The 16,792-nt window shown below is 36.4% G+C and carries 15 protein-coding genes; 1 reads left to right on the forward strand and 14 read right to left on the reverse strand.

Annotated features, from left to right (window positions below; translation table 11 throughout):
• Positions 1-129 precede the first annotated feature (129 nt).
• The 13 genes from ypfJ to BW932_RS06410 all read right to left on the reverse strand — a co-directional run bounded on the left by ypfJ (position 130) and on the right by BW932_RS06410 (position 15,255).
• Positions 130-981 carry a KPN_02809 family neutral zinc metallopeptidase gene (gene ypfJ / locus BW932_RS06350; protein WP_076386565.1) on the reverse strand — a complete coding sequence of 284 codons (852 nt, stop codon included), beginning with the start codon at positions 979-981 and terminating at the stop codon, positions 130-132.
• Positions 982-1,134: 153 nt separating this feature from the next.
• The gene (gene eptA / locus BW932_RS06355; RefSeq protein ID WP_076386567.1) at positions 1,135-2,658 is read right to left on the reverse strand and encodes a phosphoethanolamine--lipid A transferase EptA; all 1,524 of its coding nucleotides are present in this window, start codon (positions 2,656-2,658) and stop codon (positions 1,135-1,137) included.
• Positions 2,645-3,475, reverse strand: coding sequence for a phosphatase PAP2 family protein (locus BW932_RS06360; protein WP_076386569.1), 831 nt, complete (start codon positions 3,473-3,475; stop codon positions 2,645-2,647). The genes eptA and BW932_RS06360 overlap by 14 nt, the downstream gene beginning before the upstream one ends.
• A 170-nt stretch (positions 3,476-3,645) precedes the next feature.
• Positions 3,646-4,155, reverse strand: coding sequence for a 6,7-dimethyl-8-ribityllumazine synthase (gene ribH, locus BW932_RS06365; RefSeq protein WP_076386571.1), 510 nt, complete (start codon positions 4,153-4,155; stop codon positions 3,646-3,648).
• Positions 4,156-4,166: 11 nt separating this feature from the next.
• Positions 4,167-4,880 carry a YfgM family protein gene (locus tag BW932_RS06370; protein WP_076386573.1) on the reverse strand — a complete coding sequence of 238 codons (714 nt, stop codon included), beginning with the start codon at positions 4,878-4,880 and terminating at the stop codon, positions 4,167-4,169.
• A 128-nt stretch (positions 4,881-5,008) separates the two neighbouring features.
• Entirely contained in the window at positions 5,009-5,545 is a 537-nt protein-coding gene (locus BW932_RS06375) for an adenine phosphoribosyltransferase (protein ID WP_076386575.1), read from the reverse strand.
• 1 nt (position 5,546) lies between these two features.
• Entirely contained in the window at positions 5,547-6,701 is a 1,155-nt protein-coding gene (locus BW932_RS06380) for an NTF2-like N-terminal transpeptidase (protein WP_076386850.1), read from the reverse strand.
• Between the two features lie 78 nt (positions 6,702-6,779).
• Positions 6,780-8,111, reverse strand: a complete 1,332-nt coding sequence (locus BW932_RS06385) for a quinol:cytochrome C oxidoreductase (RefSeq protein ID WP_076386577.1) — start codon at positions 8,109-8,111, stop codon at positions 6,780-6,782.
• Between the two features lie 13 nt (positions 8,112-8,124).
• Positions 8,125-8,856 (reverse strand): c-type cytochrome, encoded by a 732-nt coding sequence (locus tag BW932_RS06390; RefSeq protein ID WP_084566461.1) that lies wholly within the window; start codon positions 8,854-8,856, stop codon positions 8,125-8,127.
• Complete coding sequence (locus BW932_RS06395; RefSeq protein ID WP_076386579.1) at positions 8,849-9,370, reverse strand: DUF3341 domain-containing protein; 522 nt, start codon at positions 9,368-9,370, stop codon at positions 8,849-8,851. The genes BW932_RS06390 and BW932_RS06395 overlap by 8 nt, the downstream gene beginning before the upstream one ends.
• Positions 9,357-10,757 carry an NrfD/PsrC family molybdoenzyme membrane anchor subunit gene (nrfD, locus tag BW932_RS06400; RefSeq protein ID WP_076386581.1) on the reverse strand — a complete coding sequence of 467 codons (1,401 nt, stop codon included), beginning with the start codon at positions 10,755-10,757 and terminating at the stop codon, positions 9,357-9,359. The genes BW932_RS06395 and nrfD overlap by 14 nt, the downstream gene beginning before the upstream one ends.
• Positions 10,758-10,775: 18 nt before the next feature.
• Entirely contained in the window at positions 10,776-13,871 is a 3,096-nt protein-coding gene (locus BW932_RS06405) for a TAT-variant-translocated molybdopterin oxidoreductase (protein ID WP_076386852.1), read from the reverse strand.
• 22 nt (positions 13,872-13,893) lie between these two features.
• Positions 13,894-15,255 carry a c-type cytochrome gene (locus BW932_RS06410; protein ID WP_076386583.1) on the reverse strand — a complete coding sequence of 454 codons (1,362 nt, stop codon included), beginning with the start codon at positions 15,253-15,255 and terminating at the stop codon, positions 13,894-13,896.
• Positions 15,256-15,438: 183 nt separating this feature from the next.
• Here BW932_RS06410 and BW932_RS06415 point away from each other — a divergent pair, with 183 nt between their 5' ends.
• Positions 15,439-15,987, forward strand: coding sequence for a sporulation protein (locus BW932_RS06415; RefSeq protein ID WP_076386585.1), 549 nt, complete (start codon positions 15,439-15,441; stop codon positions 15,985-15,987).
• Between the two features lie 109 nt (positions 15,988-16,096).
• Here the strand turns inward: BW932_RS06415 and BW932_RS06420 are convergent, their stop codons facing one another.
• Complete coding sequence (locus BW932_RS06420; RefSeq protein WP_076386587.1) at positions 16,097-16,783, reverse strand: response regulator transcription factor; 687 nt, start codon at positions 16,781-16,783, stop codon at positions 16,097-16,099.
• Between the last annotated feature and the right edge of the window lie 9 nt (positions 16,784-16,792).

Genomic DNA, 16,792 nt, shown 5'->3' on the forward strand with positions numbered 1-16,792 from the left:
AAGGCTTAATTTAAAAGGAAAGAGCCCGGTACAGTACCGAACTCTTTCCTTTAATAATATTGTTTAATTTTGTCTAAACTTTTGGGTGCAGTCTATTTCGGGAATTCTAATTTTTAAAGTGATGATGGTTTATTTCAACAAGGCATTGAAAGTATCCCCTTGTCGAATATCTCCGGTGTTGTACCCTTTCATAAACCATTCTTTTCTTTGTGCCGAACTTCCGTGGGTGAAACCTTCTTGGTTTACATAACCTTGCGAACGTTTTTGAATATTGTCATCACCAACAGCTTCTGCCGCAGAAATTGCAGATTCGATGTCTCCTGGTTCTAAAATTTGTTCTCTGTTATCGGTTTGTCGCGCCCAAACTCCTGCATAAAAATCTGCCTGAAGTTCGGTAGCTACAGAAACCCTGTTCATTTCGGCTTCTGAATATCTTCCTCTTAATTGATCTACTTTTTGAGTAGTTCCTAACAAAGTTTGTACGTGATGCCCGATTTCATGTGCCATCACATAAGCGATAGAAAATTCGGTCACTTTTGCGCCAAATTTTTGTTCAAGTTCTTGGAAAAAACTCATATCCATATAAACAGTTTGATCTGCAGGACAATAAAAAGGTCCCATCGCAGCTTGCGCAGTTCCACAACCAGATTGGGTTACGCTTTCAAACATCACCACTTTTGGAGCACGATATTGCATTCTGTTTTCCTGAAAAATTTTGGTCCAAGTCTGCTCGGTTTCGGCGGTAACCATGGAAACAAAATCTTTTACTTTTAATTCATTGGCACTTAAATCGCGCTGTTCTGTTTGTTGACCAGAATTTTGCATCCCAGAAGAAAGTATTGCAGAAGGATCACCTCCTAAAAAAAACACAATTGCAGCAATAATCAGCGTTCCTAAACCGCCACCGACCAACATTCCGCCTCCTCCACCGGAGCCGCGTCGATCATCAACATTACCACTTCTATCGTTGGTCCATTTCATAAAGAATTTTTTAAAGTATTAATCAAATTTAAAATTACAAAAAATTTATCGATAGCGCATATTTTCTTTTTAGTAATCCAACATTTGGCACACTTCTATTCATGTTTTGTGATCAGATTTTCTTCAGATTCTACAAAACATTCCAAACTAAGATTACTTAAATATGTTCATTTGCTCCTTATAAATAGGACTTTGAATGTTTAAAAAATTTAAAACACTGTGAAAGACATAATTTTGAGTAAGTATTTTATTGGGTTTCATTTGTCGCGCACTGTTATCAGAAGTCCAAACGATAAATGGGATCTCGTATTGTTGTTTCGGTGCAATACTTCGCGGTAAACCATGCATATAAAGGTTATTTTCGCCTAAAGACTCGCCATGATCAGAAACAAAAATCATCGCACTTTTATACTCTTGCAGCTGCTTCAAATCCTCTATCACATTTGCTAAGAGATAATCGGTGTAAACAATCGTATTGTCGTACGCATTGACAAGTTCTGCATGAGAACAATTTCCCAGTTCAACGCTGTTGCAGACAGGTTTGAAAATTTCAAACTTTGCAGGATATTTCTTACTATAAGTAGGACCATGACTTGTACTGGTGTGCAATACAATTAAAATTTTGTTTTTTTTGCTGGCTAAAATCTGTTCTTTCAATCCAGACAGAAGAATACCGTCATAATCACAATCATCGCCTTTGCAGTTGGGCATTAAAGCTTCTCTGTTTTCATAATTTTTGATATGAACAGGAGGTTCTCCCCAGTTTGTAGTACGCCAAATGACATCAACATTATTTCTGTACAAATAATTGGGTAGAATTTCATACAACTCGTCAGTATTTTCGTGTTCCACAATGCTTTTTACCCCTGCAGTTGTGTAGGTCGCATCGGAAGTCGCATTAAAATGAGAAACGTTCGGAATTTTAGAAAGTAACGGATTGGTATTTTTTGGGTAACCGTATAAAGAAAAATTTTCACTTCTTGCGGATTCGCCGATCACCAAGATTACCACAGATTTTTGGTTATCTTTTATAGTGGCATCTGGTAACAATATTTCTTTCTCGTTTTTCTTGAATTGATGAATATAAAACAGAGGAATATTGACAGCATACGACCACGGCATTGCAAGTCCGCCCAATGTTTTTGAATTTTTATCGATCCATAACCAATTGCTAGCATTGGCAAAAGCTAAGGTTAAAAGAAACAATAAAGTGAGCGAAATGGAGACCAAAAACTTCTTAACAGTTACAGTGATAATTTTGGCTTTAACGATAAAAATACTGGGTAAAATTCCCAATAAAACAACATACAAAACCAATTTAATAGAAAAAAAACTGCTGGATTCGGAATAGTTCGTATTGAGAACGTTTCCGATCATACTTTCATCGATGATAACGCTGTATGTATTTATAAAGTACACTGCAACCGCGTTGATAATAAAGAATAGTACCAATAAAATTTTTCCCACTAAACGCGACAAAAAGAAAATCAGGAATAGGGCAAAAGCATTAGCGACCAACATTGCGATCACTAAACTAACAATGATAGAAACGCCGGTAAAGCTTTTGTAATCTACATTATTAAAGACAAATTTAAAAAAAGGATAATGAAATAATATGAAAAGAAGCGAACTCATAATGACAACAAAATGAGTAATTTTAAAATTATTTTTTAACATAGATGTACACAATTTTATAAAGTGAAACGCATAAACTAATGAATGCCAAGTAATAGATCACTAATTGATCATTGACTATCTTACTGATTATGGAAATGCCACTTCCCAAAATCAACACGATAAAAATTGGATAATATTTTTTGTAACCCACCCAATGCCAAATTTTATATTTTCTGCTAATAAAAATACCGATAATTGCAGAAATATATCCGATAATGCTGCCAATAATAACATCCAGTGGATGATGCGCTCCAACTCCTACTCTTGAGAAAGCAATAAATAATCCCAAGACGACGATGAAAAAAAACCATAAAAATTTGAGCTTAAAATCTTTGGGCATAAAAGCATAGAGCAATATGGTAAGCGAAGTAAAGATGGTGATCGAATGACCAGAAGGCAAACTGGAGTATCCAACAGCTGTTTTCCCGACAATGGTAAAAAGATCATTATCGTAAACCACTGCTGGTCTTGGAACATCAAAAAAATTCTTTAAAATTTTAGAAAACAATAGAGAAACTAAGGAAGCCGATATTAAAGCCTCCCAAATTTGAGGTGCATACACCACGAAAATAATTAGAAAAGACAGAAAAATAGAAGCATCACCAATTTGAGTAAGATTATACTCTAAGTTGGGAAATTGACCTAAATGGTGATTGAGAAAAAAGAAGCAATCTTTTTGAATTTGTGTGTATTGATAGGCATTTAAAGAATCTTCGCGGTAAAGAAACAGAACAATTGCTAGGAGCAGAACCAAAGGTAAAATAAAAATGGAGCACTTGAGCTTTGCGTAATTATTAATAACATTGGTGTTCATCATGCTTCTTTTTTTTACAGATCTCTATTGAAAAATTTATTACTGATGCGCATCTTTTTGACTGGATAAAATGATTTATTCCCAAAATTTTCACGAAAGAAAATAAATAGGTCGGGACTTTTATTCAATATCAGGATTTTCAAAATTTAGAATCATTTGTATTCCCCTACAACCTAAAACCCGATTTGCTTCAATTTAGAATTTAAATTTCTTTTAAAATCAATCATTTGCAAAGCTGTAACTGCAGCTTCAATTCCTTTGTTGCCCAAATTTCCGCCGCTTCTTGCGATAGACTGTTCCGCTGTATCATCTGTTAAAAGGCAGAAAATAGTAGGTACATCAGTCATAATATTACAGTCTTTAATTCCTTGCGCAACTGCAGAGCAAACATAATCAAAATGTGGAGTTTCACCACGAATTACGCAACCAATGGCAATAACGGCGTCAAAAATCCCTTCTTTACACAGCTGCATCGAAGCGTAATTCAACTCAAAAGCCCCTGGAACTTTAAAGATTTTAATGTTTTCTTCTTTGACGCCCTCTTTTTTGAGGACTTCTAGGGCACCATCGCGAAGATTGTGCGTTACAAAATCATTCCATTCTGAAACAACAATGCCAATTCTAAAAGAACCGGCATCATTAATTTGTAATGGTTTGTAATCGGAAAGATTTACAGTTGCCATCGTTTATTTTTTTAGTAATATTTTACCATTTCGATATAAGAATCAGACATCCCATTATCGTAATCCTGATATTTTTCATCGATGGTTGTGAAATATTTTTTAGCCTCTGCATTTTTCTTTAATGCCAATGAAACCAAACCTGCTTTTCTGGTGAAATAATAAGAAGTGTAAGGATCATCTGAAGCAGTGGTTGCTTTATCTAAAAGTGATAATGCATCCTCATTTTTGTTAAGATTTGATTGGCAATCTGCCATTGCGCCGTATTTCAAGGCAATTAAAACTTTATTATCAGAAGAAAATTTATCCAATAAATCGTAAGCTTCTTGATATTTTCCTTCTTTAAACTTAAGAAGACCTGCATTGTACACAGAAAGCTTTCCAACTTTAGTTCCTGAATAATCATTGTAAGTTCCCAAGAACCCTGGATTTGCAGCAGTTTTCCCACCCAATGCCAATTCATCTTTACCGTCTGCTAAATTTTTCTGAGCAGAGAGATAACTGATGATGGCTTCCTCATTGCGTGGTCCTACGTAAAATTGTTGGTAAGCAAAATATCCCAAAACGGCCAAAACCATAGCGCCAAAAATAGTCATCAGGGTTTTCGCGTGCTTTTCTACGAATCTTTCAGTATCTAATGCACCTCGGTCTAAGTCTTTGAAAACTTCAACAGTTTCCTTTCCTTCCATTTCTTTATTGTTCGTGTGCGATGTATGCTGTTTTGCCATAATTATTGTAAAAATTGAAGTGCAAATTTAACTGTTTTTGAACGATTTACAAAATTATGTCTGAAAAAACATTTTTTAAACAAATTAGAAATCATCTCTGGGAGAATTGTCTGCGGAAAATCAGAAATTTAATACTCTAAAATTGAATGAACAGGTACTTTGAATTGTGCTAATTTTTGTTCTCCAAGAAGGTCTTTTAAACCAATTAAAAAACTAAACTGCGCTACTTTTGCACCTTGTTTTTCTACTAATTTTGCAGCGGCTTCAGTTGTTCCGCCTGTTGCTAATAAATCATCGTGTACCAAAACTCTTTGCCCCGGTTTAAGTTGTCCTATGCGCATTTCTATTTCTGCGGAACCATACTCTAAATCATATTTCTCACTGACAAAAGGAGGTGGTAATTTTCCTTTTTTCCGAATTAAAATAAAGGGAACTTCTAGTGCAACTGCAATTGCAATCCCAAAAAGGTAGCCTCGACTTTCAATTCCGCAAACGGCATCAACTTTCCCACGACTGAAATTGGCGAGATCTGCGATGACTTCCTCATACAATTTTGGATCAAGAAAAATGGGAGTAATATCTTTGAACTGAATTCCTGGTTTCGGGAAATCGGGGATATTTTCTATGGTTTCTTCTAGTCGCTGAACTAATTCGGAATTTGTCATTTTAATTTATTTTGTAGCTAGAAATTTTCCATTCACCATTTACATTTTTCAAGCCAAAAGTTACTTGAAGCGAAGTGGTTTTTCCGTTTTTATCAGTCACATCGTACGTTGCATTCACACTAGAGGAATTCGAACTTGTGCTTCCTGCTGCAATGTTTTTCACATTAATGCTTTTTACACCACCAAACCCGGAAGTCGGATTGGAAAAATTATCAAATGAACCCCAATTCGGATTATCTGAGGTTTCGTAGGCTCCTTTTAGATTTTGTGAATTCAGGCTGCTCAGGAATTTTGAAACGCTAGACTTTGGATCGGCTGCAGGAGGAACAGGTGTAGCTGTTTGCGGATCAGTAGAATCTCCGGTTGCATTTGGAGTTGTATTTGGTACTTTTTCGGTACCATCAGTAGGATTTACTGCGGGTACAGAAAGCGCATTCGGATTTACAGCAACACCAATTTTTGACATTTTATAGGTCTTTTTGGTGGTTTTCACTGAAACCGTAATATCAATTTTATTGTCGATAACCTTTTGGGAAGGTAAAGAAGAAAATTTCAAATTAAAGCCTTTGAAATTATTATCCCTCATTAAATTTTTTGAAGTAAGGATTTTTGTACCGTTACTAAAAACCTCTAAAATAGCTTCCAAACCTGCACCAGTAAATGCAACAGGTTTTCCTAAATTATCAACTAATCGTGGGACAATCTGTAAAGATTTCGGACCCAAAATACTGTCAAATGCCATTGGAATGGTACTAACATTTAATGAGCTCGCCGAAATATCGTTAGGATCAGCTTCTTTCGCTAAAACATCTCCAAAAATATTCATTTCCCCTAAAGAAGGTGGACCTGTACTTGACCAATCGATGCCATTTTTTTGGGCAACCTGATCCGCAAGATTAAACACTTCTGGAACTTTTTTACCGTTGATTAATTTCCCTAAAGCTTTCAACTCGTCGACATCTGTATCAGCTTCAACACCAAATGTTTTAAGAATATACAGTGCTTCATTGAATTTCACCTGCTGTAGGGTATTCAAACTAGAAGTCATATCATTAATACTAGATTGCAGCGTTTGCGTTGTAGTTGCATCAACGCTATCTTTTTTGCAAGCGATTAGAAAAAATGCAAAGAGTAATAACAAAAATATTCGTTTCATAAAAGGTGGTTTGTACAAATTTAAAAAAAATCCCGACATAAAGCCGGGATAATGATTTTGAATACTATTTTGATTCGTTTAGAACGGATACTCATAAATTTTAGATTCCTTAAGGAAAGGATTTCCTACTGGAATTAGTTGCAATTTGGAAAGTGTAGTTAACACGACGAGAACAAACGATCCTGCTCCAAATAAAATAGAACCTGCATTTAGTAAAAATACTTCTGGCGTTTTCCAAAATGGTCCAATTGTTCCAGGCATTACCATGTTGAAATAAACCAACCATTGCCCACAAATAACAATTACTGCCATTATAGAAACCACTTTATAATTTCTCTTGATGCTTGAACTTACCATTACTGAAAGTGGTAGCAAAAAGTTCAAAATCAAAATAATAAAGAACACACTTTTGTAATATTGGAATCTACCGAAGAAATAATTAACCTCTTCTGGTACGTTTGCATACCAATACAACATGAACTGCGCGAAAAAGGTATACGTCCAAAGCATACTTAATGCGAATAAGAATACCCCTAAATCATGCAAATGGTTATCATTAAATTGTGGAAGAACACCAGTTTTCTTTAAATATACACTGATTAGGATAATTACGGCCAAAGCTGAAGCCCATGCACTTACCATTGCATACCAAATATACATGGTAGAATACCAATGCGGGTCAATCGACATCAACCAATCCCATGCCCAAGCTGCAGAACAGAAACCGAAGAAAGCAATATAGCCAATACTCCAACTGTAATAACTTGCATACACTTTTCTACTTTTTGTTTCATCTACTTTTTTAGAAAGCGATTTCAATTTCCAAACGAAGAAGGAAGCTCCGATTACATAGAATAAAGTTCGGAAAACATAGAAAGGAATATTTAAAAACTTTTTCTTTTCAAAAAGAATAGGATCAAAATTCTTATCACCAGGAGTTGTCAATTCAGGATCCATCCAATGGAAAATATGACCGGTATGGGTTACATTTAAAATCATTAGGATTACAACAAGCGCTCCTGCGTACGGAATAAAAGAAGCGATTGCTTCCATTACTCTTAAGATTATAATAGACCAACCTGCATGTGCAGCGTTTTGAATACAATAAAAGAATAATGCACAACAGCTAAGAGCGAATAAAAATACTGAAACAGTATGAATTGCTGCCAAAGGCTGATTGTGAATCTGATGCTTTGCATGCTCTAAGTGTGCTGCGTGATCTTGTGGTCCTACCATTTGACTTGAGTTGGTAGGTGCATGATTTCCGCTTGCATGAGCTGCCTCCATCATATGTTCAATTCTGGCATCATCCATTCCGTGATTCATAAAATACCCTGCGCCAAAAAGCACCAATCCCAGAACGATAAATATGATTGAATATAATCTTAATTTAGGTGAAAAACTATACATGTTTTATTTCTTTTTATTTTTTAGGACTCGTCGTTACATTTGCTGCGTCTGCTGGTTTTGCATCAACTGTTGTTGCTGCCATTGGCATTGCTGTAGTTGCAGCTGGTGCAGGATTTACTCCTCCCTTGAAAGCACTCATAATATACAAAGCAACTCTCCATCGATCACCAGGAGTTAACTGACCTGCGTAAGAACCCATTGAGTTTCTACCATTTGTTAATACATAATGTACAGAGCCCACAGTAATTTGTCTATCTGCATAATTAGGAACACCTGAATAAGCGCCACTCACAACAATTGGACCTTGTCCGTCACCCGCGGTTCCGTGGCAAGCTGAACAAGTTTTTTCATATAAACCTTTTCCTCTTTCAATATCTTTTTTCTGATTTGCAGGATTTAAAGGGGAAGCAACGATCAATTTTGATTCGTCATAACCTCCATTGTATTGATCAGGAGTCATCGCAGCATTCATTGCAACATCTGCAACTCCATCTACATCATGAGAAACCGTTCCGTTTACTGGGCCTAAACCTGTTGCACCATTATTTTTTACAAATGCTGGAATTTCATTTTCATGATCAGAATAAGCAATATCTGCTTTCATCAAAGGATCATAAGCTACAGGAAAATACATATCTGGAAAATAAACCAAAGGCGGATTTTCTTTGCTGCAAGAACTTAATGAAAATGCTACAAATCCTATGATTGCTGTAATTTTAATTATATTCTCTTTCATTTTAAGCATCTTTTACAGTTATTTCTTCAACACCGGTATCGATCAAGATTTGTTTTACTGCATCAACATTATCGGTTACAAACTCCATCATAAATTTATCGTCTGTAGTTCGTGGATCCGGATTTTGAGGTGGACAACCTGGATACATTTTATTTCTAATCAAAAAGGTAAGAGACATCATGTGCGCTGCACAGAAAACCATAAGTTCAAACATTGGAACTACGAATGCAGGCATGTTGTGTCCCCAATCAAATGAAGGTTTTCCTCCGATATTCTGTGCCCAATCATGGTTCATGGTGTACCAAGTGACAGTAACTCCTATACATAAACCGTAGACTGCGTACATAAAAGCAGCATCTGAAATTCTTGTTTTTCTTAAACCCAAAGCTTTGTCAAGACCGTGAACCGGAAAAGGAGTATACACCTCGTTAATCGCAATTCCTTTTTCGTTGAAAGCGTGTACACCGTTTAACAAATCATCATCGTCGGCATAAATACCAAATACTATTTTAGTGGTGCTCATCTTCTTCTTCTTTAGTTTTATAAGTTTCACCTGATATTTTCAGAATAGTTTTCAGCTCAGCCTGTGCAATTACAGGGAACGTTCTTGCGTATAATAAAAATAATACTCCAAAAAATCCTATTGTTCCTAGAAACACTCCAACATCAATGATGGTTGGCTTAAACATTGTCCATGAACTTGGTAAATAATCTCTGGAAATATTGATAACGATAATATCAAATCTTTCGAACCACATCCCGATGTTAATAATTAGGGCGATAATAAAGGTTGCCATAATATTAGTTCGTACTCTTTTGAACCAGAATAATGCAGGAACAATTAAGTTACAAGTAATCAATGCCCAGAATGCCCACCAATAAGGACCGGTTGCTGCACCCGGAGAAAGGTATGTAAAATCTTCATATCTTGAACCTGAATACCAACCGATGAAATACTCTGTACCATACGCTACAGTTACCATTCCACCAGTAATGATGATAACGATATTCATGATTTCGATGTGATACATGGTAATGTAATCCTCAAGGTGACACACTTTTCTCGCAACTAACAATAGTGTTTGTACCATTGCAAATCCAGAGAAAACTGCTCCTGCAACGAAATACGGTGGATAAATAGTTGAGTGCCATCCTTTAATTACAGAGGTTGCAAAGTCAAAAGATACCGTGGTGTGTACTGAGAATACCAATGGAGTTGCTAAACCAGCTAATACCAAAGATAGTTCTTCGAAACGTTGCCAGTGTTTTGCTTTACCACCCCACCCAAATGCGAGGAAGGTATAAATTCTTTTTGTCCAAGGCGTTTTTGCCCGGTCTCTAATCATTGCAAAGTCAGGAATTAATCCCATAAACCAGAAAACGGTTGATACGGAGAAATACGTTGAAATTGCAAATACATCCCAAAGTAAAGGCGAGTTAAAATTGGTCCATAATGAACCAAATTGGTTCGGTAAAGGGAAAACCCAGTATCCTACCCAAACTCTACCCATGTGAATTACTGGGAAAATAGCCGCCTGAACTACAGCAAAGATTGTCATTGCTTCCGCAGAACGGTTAACAGACATTCTCCATCTTTGTCTAAATAATAACAATACTGCGGAGATTAAGGTTCCGGCGTGACCGATTCCTACCCACCAAACGAAGTTGGTAATATCCCATCCCCAGTTATTGGTTCTATTAAGTCCCCATGCACCGATTCCGGTCCCAATTGTATAAGCGATACACCCAAACCCGTAAAGGAATAAGGTTAAGGCGATCCAAAAGGAAACCCACCACAGTTTACCTGCGCGTTCCTCGATAGGTCTTGCAATATCTTCGGAGATATCGTGATAAGTCTTATGACCAATAATTAAAGGTTCCCTTATCGGAGCTTCGTAATGTCCTGACATTTTTTACCTATTTATTATTTAAACGTTATTTTCTTTTCTGTTTCTTACTTTGGTATGGTAGAATACATTTGGTTTTGTACCAATTTCTTCCAACAAAGTATATCTTCTATTGGTGCTGAAAAGCGCCCGAATTTCTGAATTTTTGTCATTCATATCACCGAATTTTAAAGCGGTGGTTGGACAAGCATTCACACAAGCAGTGGTGAACTCACCATCTTTGATTGTTCTTCCCTCTTTCTTAGCTTCTAAAATGGTGTTCTGTGTCATCTGAATACACATCGAACATTTTTCCATAACCCCTCTTGTTCTTACAACAACATCAGGATTTAGAACCATTCTTCCTAAATCATTATTTTGATTAAAGTCGAATTTATCATTCAAATTGTAAGTAAACCAGTTGAATCTTCTTACTTTATAAGGACAGTTATTGGCGCAATATCTTGTACCGATACATCTGTTATAAGCCATCTGATTTTGACCTTGCTTCCCGTGAGAAGTTGCCGCAACTGGACAAACTGTTTCACATGGAGCATGGTTGCAATGTTGACACATTACCGGTTGGAAAATCACATCCGGATTATTCGCAGGATGATTTAAAATACCGCTTTTCTTGTCTAAGAAATGACCATACATTCCAGGAACATCAAGATCTGCCGAGATTGCTTCTTCCTGAGAAAGTTTACCATCTTTATTCAAATCAACATTCGCAGGGATATCAGTTGAGTAGTAACGGTCAATTCTTAACCAAAACATATCTCGAGACATTCTTACTTCCGCTTTCCCAACTACAGGAACATTATTTTCAGCTTGACAAGCGATGACACAAGCGCCACATCCTGTACAAGAATTCAAATCTACTGATAAATTAAAGTGAGGACCATCGGTATCATCAAAAGCATCCCAAAGATCTATTTTACCTGCAGGCATTGCACCACCGATAGTATGATATTCTAAAGGTTTGTTCCAACCTAATTTTTCGTCGTCGAATTTTACATTCAAGAAAGTATCCAAAGGAACTTCTCTAGCAATTTCATAACGACCCATCAAAGTATTTTGAAGCTGCATTCCTGCAAATTCATGATCGCCACCAGTTTTCTCAATTTTTACATTTGATAAAATTGAGTTAGAGCCATCAAATAAAGGATAAGCATTAACACCTGTTTCGGCAACTTTTCCAGAATCTTTTTTACCATATCCAAGTGCAAGTCCGAACGAGCCATCTGCTTGACCAGGCTGCACAAATACAGGAACATCTTTTATTGTAACGCCATTAACTGTTACGTTAACAATAGATCCACCCAACTGCATTCTCGCATTCAAATCATTGTTAAGACCTAATTTTTCAGCATCTCCTGGAGAAACGGTCAAATAATTATCCCACGATAATCTTGTAATAGGATCTGGAAGTTCTTGCAACCAAGGATTGTTTGCTTGAGTACCGTCTCCAATTGCAGTTTTGGTATAAAGAACTAATTCTAAATCAGCTGATTTAAAACTGCTCAGTTCAGTGATTGCTTGCTGTGCATTTCCAGCAGCGTAAGAAATACCGGAAGGATTACCACCTGCAATCACCCCATTATAAAGAGCTTTATTAAATGTAGTTCCACCAATTAGTGTAGCTGCATTCGCTTTTAAATAATCGTAATAATTATTAGCAGGATTTCCTTTTCCATTCATCCAAACCAAAAGTGAATCTTCGATTTGTCTAGACTTGTATATTTTCTGAATGGTTGGTTGCATTAAAGTATAAACTCCAGTTTGCGGCGCAAAATCACCCCATGATTCTAACCAATTTGCAACAGGAATTACAGCTTTTGCTGCCTTATACATTTCATTTTTCTTGTCGGTAATTGCAACGACACAAGCTACTTTTTCTAGCGCTTTTCTAAAATCTTCTCCTTTATTGCTGGAATAAATTGGATTTACATTGTTAGCGATGAGTACACCAACTTGTCCTGAAGACATCCAACCTAAGAATTCTTTATATTTTGCGCCATCAAATTCTTTAAGGAAATTTGCTTTTCCAGTTAAAGCACTTGATGCTAATTTTTGATTAATTAAATGAGCTAAAACAAAAGCTCCTTTTGAACCGTCAGCGAAAACAACAGCATTGCTTCCTTTCGCCTGAAGTTCTTTTACGATCTCGCCCGCTTCTTTGCTTACGCTTCCACCATTAAGACCATTATAAACTTCAATTAAAACTTTATTTACTGCACTTGGTTTCAATTGAACCCTTGTATCAGCATTGGCTCCAGTTAATGACAAATTCGATTCGATCTGAATGTGTCTTAACATATTTGGACCAGGCTTTCTTGCTGCACCATAGCTGGTTTCTAGCGAAGCACCATTATAATCTCCTAAGAAATCTGCCTGAAAAGAAACGACCAACTGCGTTTTCGACAAGTCATAAACAGGTAATGCTCTTTGTCCGAAAACTTCTTGAGCGGCATCTAAAGCTGCCGAATGCGGAACCGCATCATACGTTACTAACTCTGCAGAAGGGTATTTGGTTTTGAAATCTGCAAACAATTTCTTGAAAGTTGGTGAAGGAAAAGAATGTGACAATACAACAATCTTTTTCCCTGCAGCCTGCGCTTGCGATATACCTTTTAAAACGAAATCATCAACACTATCAAAAGTATCATCTTTTCCGTTGAGTTTCGGTTGTTTTACTTTGTCATTATCATAAAGAGAAAGAACCGCCGCTTGTGCACGCGCATTAGTTTTACCCAACGCATTCGCCATAGGATTCGGCTCAATTTTAATCGGTCTTCCTTCTCTGGTTTTTACCAAAACACTAGCGAAATCATAACCATCAAAATAAGTAGACGCGTAATAATTAGGAATTCCTGGAATTATTTCGTGAGGTTTAACTACATAAGGAATGGTTTTAATTACTGGAGCTTCACAAGCTGCTAAAGTTACAGCTGCCGTTGAAAATCCCAAAAGTTTCAGGAAATTTCTTCTTGAAGTTCCAGACTCATTCGATTGATCGCCTCTTAATAATTCATCCACCGGAATTTCGTTCTGAAATTCTTTTAGGGCCAACTTACCGTTTAAGCTTGGATCCTTCAGTTCGTGAATATTTCTGAATTGTATTTTATTTGAAGCCATTGATACTTCTAATTTTTTATTATTAATAATGACATTTACCACACTCAAGACCTCCAATCGCAGCCACTGTAACTTTGGTACCAGAACCGTATTGTTTTTTCAATTTATCGTGTAGATTTTTGAAATACTCTTTATTATAACCATTGGTCATATCCACTTCTGTAGTTCTGTGACATTCGATACACCATCCCATTGTGAAATCGTTTGCCATCTGTACCACATTCATGGTATCAATTTGACCGTGACATGCTTTACAAACCACATCGATTTTAGCTTCAGGGTTTTTCTTATTGAATGAAGTTATAATTGCATTTTCTCCTGCTACAACGTGTTGCGCGTGATTGAAGTATACGAAATCCGGCATATTATGGATCCTAGTCCATTCCACGGGTTGTGTTTTGCCTGTATATTGCTGTGAAGCAGGATCCCAACCAACAGCAGAATATATTTTTTGAATCTCACCATCATAGAATGCTTTGTCTTTTCCTGGCTCGATGTATTTTCCTTTGTATTCGGAAATCATTTTGTGACAGTTCATACAAACATTCATTGAAGGAACTTCAGAAACCTTTCCATATTTTGCGGAAGAGTGACAAAGTTGACAATCAATTTTGTTTTCCCCTGCGTGAATTTTGTGAGAGAAATAAATCGGCTGCTCAGGTTTGTATCCTTTATAAACACCAACCCACATCAACCAGTTCCAAATTCCGTATGCCGCAAAAATTCCTAAAACTACCAAGACCCCTTTTCCAATGTAACTGTATTTTCTATACATATCACCGAATGAAACGGCTCTAGTCGCATTAAGTCCCGCTAATTCCTCTGTTTGTTGAAGTTTTACAAGCTGTCTTAATTTTAAAAGCAACCACAAAAGCAAACCACCAATCGCAATCAGTGAAATCAAAATAACTTTTGAATTCGTGGATTGTTTTTGAGCCATTTCCAGTGCAGCTACAGAGTTTGTATCTGATGCAGTTGCAGCGTCTGCTGCAGGTTCAGGAGCAGGTGGATTTGTAGTATACTCCAAAATATCATCGATATCCTTATCTGATAGATTAGGAAATGCAAGCATTTCGGTTTTGTTGAATTTTGCAAAAACTTCATTGGCGTACTTGTCACCAGAAGCTCGCAGTGCTTTATTGTCTTTGACCCACTTACGAATCCAATCTGTATCTAAGTTTTGCTCCTTTTTAAGCCTGTCTACAACGCCCCCTAAAGCAGGACCGACCAATTGCTTATCTAAAGCGTGACACGCGGTACAGTTTGCTTTAAAAAGCTTCTCACCATTTTTCGCGTCTCCTTGCGCGTAAATAGAAGCACTGGTCGATAGCAACACATATATTGCGATGAGACCTCTTTTGTAATGCTTTCTCCAACTAATCATATAAATCTTGGGTTAGTAAATTGTGTTGTGTTTACTTTTAACTTGGCAAAAATAGCACATTTAACAGAAAATTAAGAAGAGAACGGTGTTGCAATTTATCATTTAAGTTAATTTATAATAGTTCTAAATTACAAATGTTGGTATAATTTTAAATTGTTATAAATTTGCGTAAAATAAAGCTAAATGAAATATATCCATAAAATATACACTGTCTTTTTATTCCTTACCATTAATACCATTGAAGCCCAACAAGTTGTAAAAATCGATACCATTTCTGGTACTCCATTATCGATTACAATGGATAAAAAGATTAATGATTTACTGGGAAATGTAGAGGATAAATGCAATCCCAATATCACTCATAATCCGACAAAATCTTGGAGCGAAGGGACAGACTCTTCTCCATACTCGAATATTCCGAAAATAATTGTGCCGAAAAGAGAACTTTCAAGAGCAGAAATTTGCAGAAGAAACCCAAGAATTATGGGGTACAAAATTCAGTTAGCTGTAGTGAAAAGCAATGAGGAGGCGCGAGAAGTGGGAATGTATTTCCGCCGAAGATTCCCAAACATGAAAGTAGAAATCGACGCTTCACTACGACCTAATTATAAAGTTATGGCAGGAAGTTATCTTTCTAAACAGACTGCAAAATCCGATTTCGGCAATGTACAAAGATCATTTAAAGATGCCCGGCTAATTCCATACCGCGTTTTCTGTGCCGAAGCAAAATAATACACCCTTTAATCACAAAAAAATAAAGCCACTTTCAAATAGAGAGCGGCTTTATTTTTTTCGAAGGTTTAAAGAACTGCGTCTTTTCGCCATCTAAATAGTTCTGTTCTTAATTCTTCACGAGCAAACGGAAACCTTCCCCGTGAACATTGATGATTTCTAAACCATCATCTTCTCTCAGTAATTTCCGCAATTTTGCGATATACACATCCATACTTCTTGCAGTAAAATAATTTTCCTTCTTCCAGATTTTTCTTAATGCTAAATCTCTTGGCATAAAGTCGTTTCGGTGCATACAAAGCAATTTCAACAATTCATTCTCTTTTGGAGAAAGCTTGTATTCATTATCATTAACTCTTAATTGACGCAACATGGAATCGAAAAAGATATTGCTGATTTTGAATTGTTCCTGTTCTTCATCTTCCAAAACTGCACTTCTTTGTAGTATTGCTTTGATTTTATAAAGCAAAAGCTCTGTATCAAAAGGTTTTGTAATATAATCGTCGGCTCCTAACTGATAACCTTTCAGAATATCTTCGCGCATATTTCTAGCGGTGAGAAAAATGATCGGTATATTTTTGTCGATTCTTTTTACATCTTCTGCCAAACTGAAACCATCTTTTTTTGGCATCATTACATCGAAAATACAGATATCGAATTCGTTTTCTGTAAATTCTTTCAAACCTTGCTCTCCATCTGTAGCCAGGTTCACTTCAAAGTTATTTATTGTTAAATAATCTTTCAAAACCGCCCCAAAACTTTGGTCGTCTTCTACTAATAAGATTCTGTTACTCATAATACAATT

Source organism: Kaistella chaponensis, from assembly GCF_900156725.1.
Lineage (GTDB): Bacteria > Bacteroidota > Bacteroidia > Flavobacteriales > Weeksellaceae > Kaistella > Kaistella chaponensis.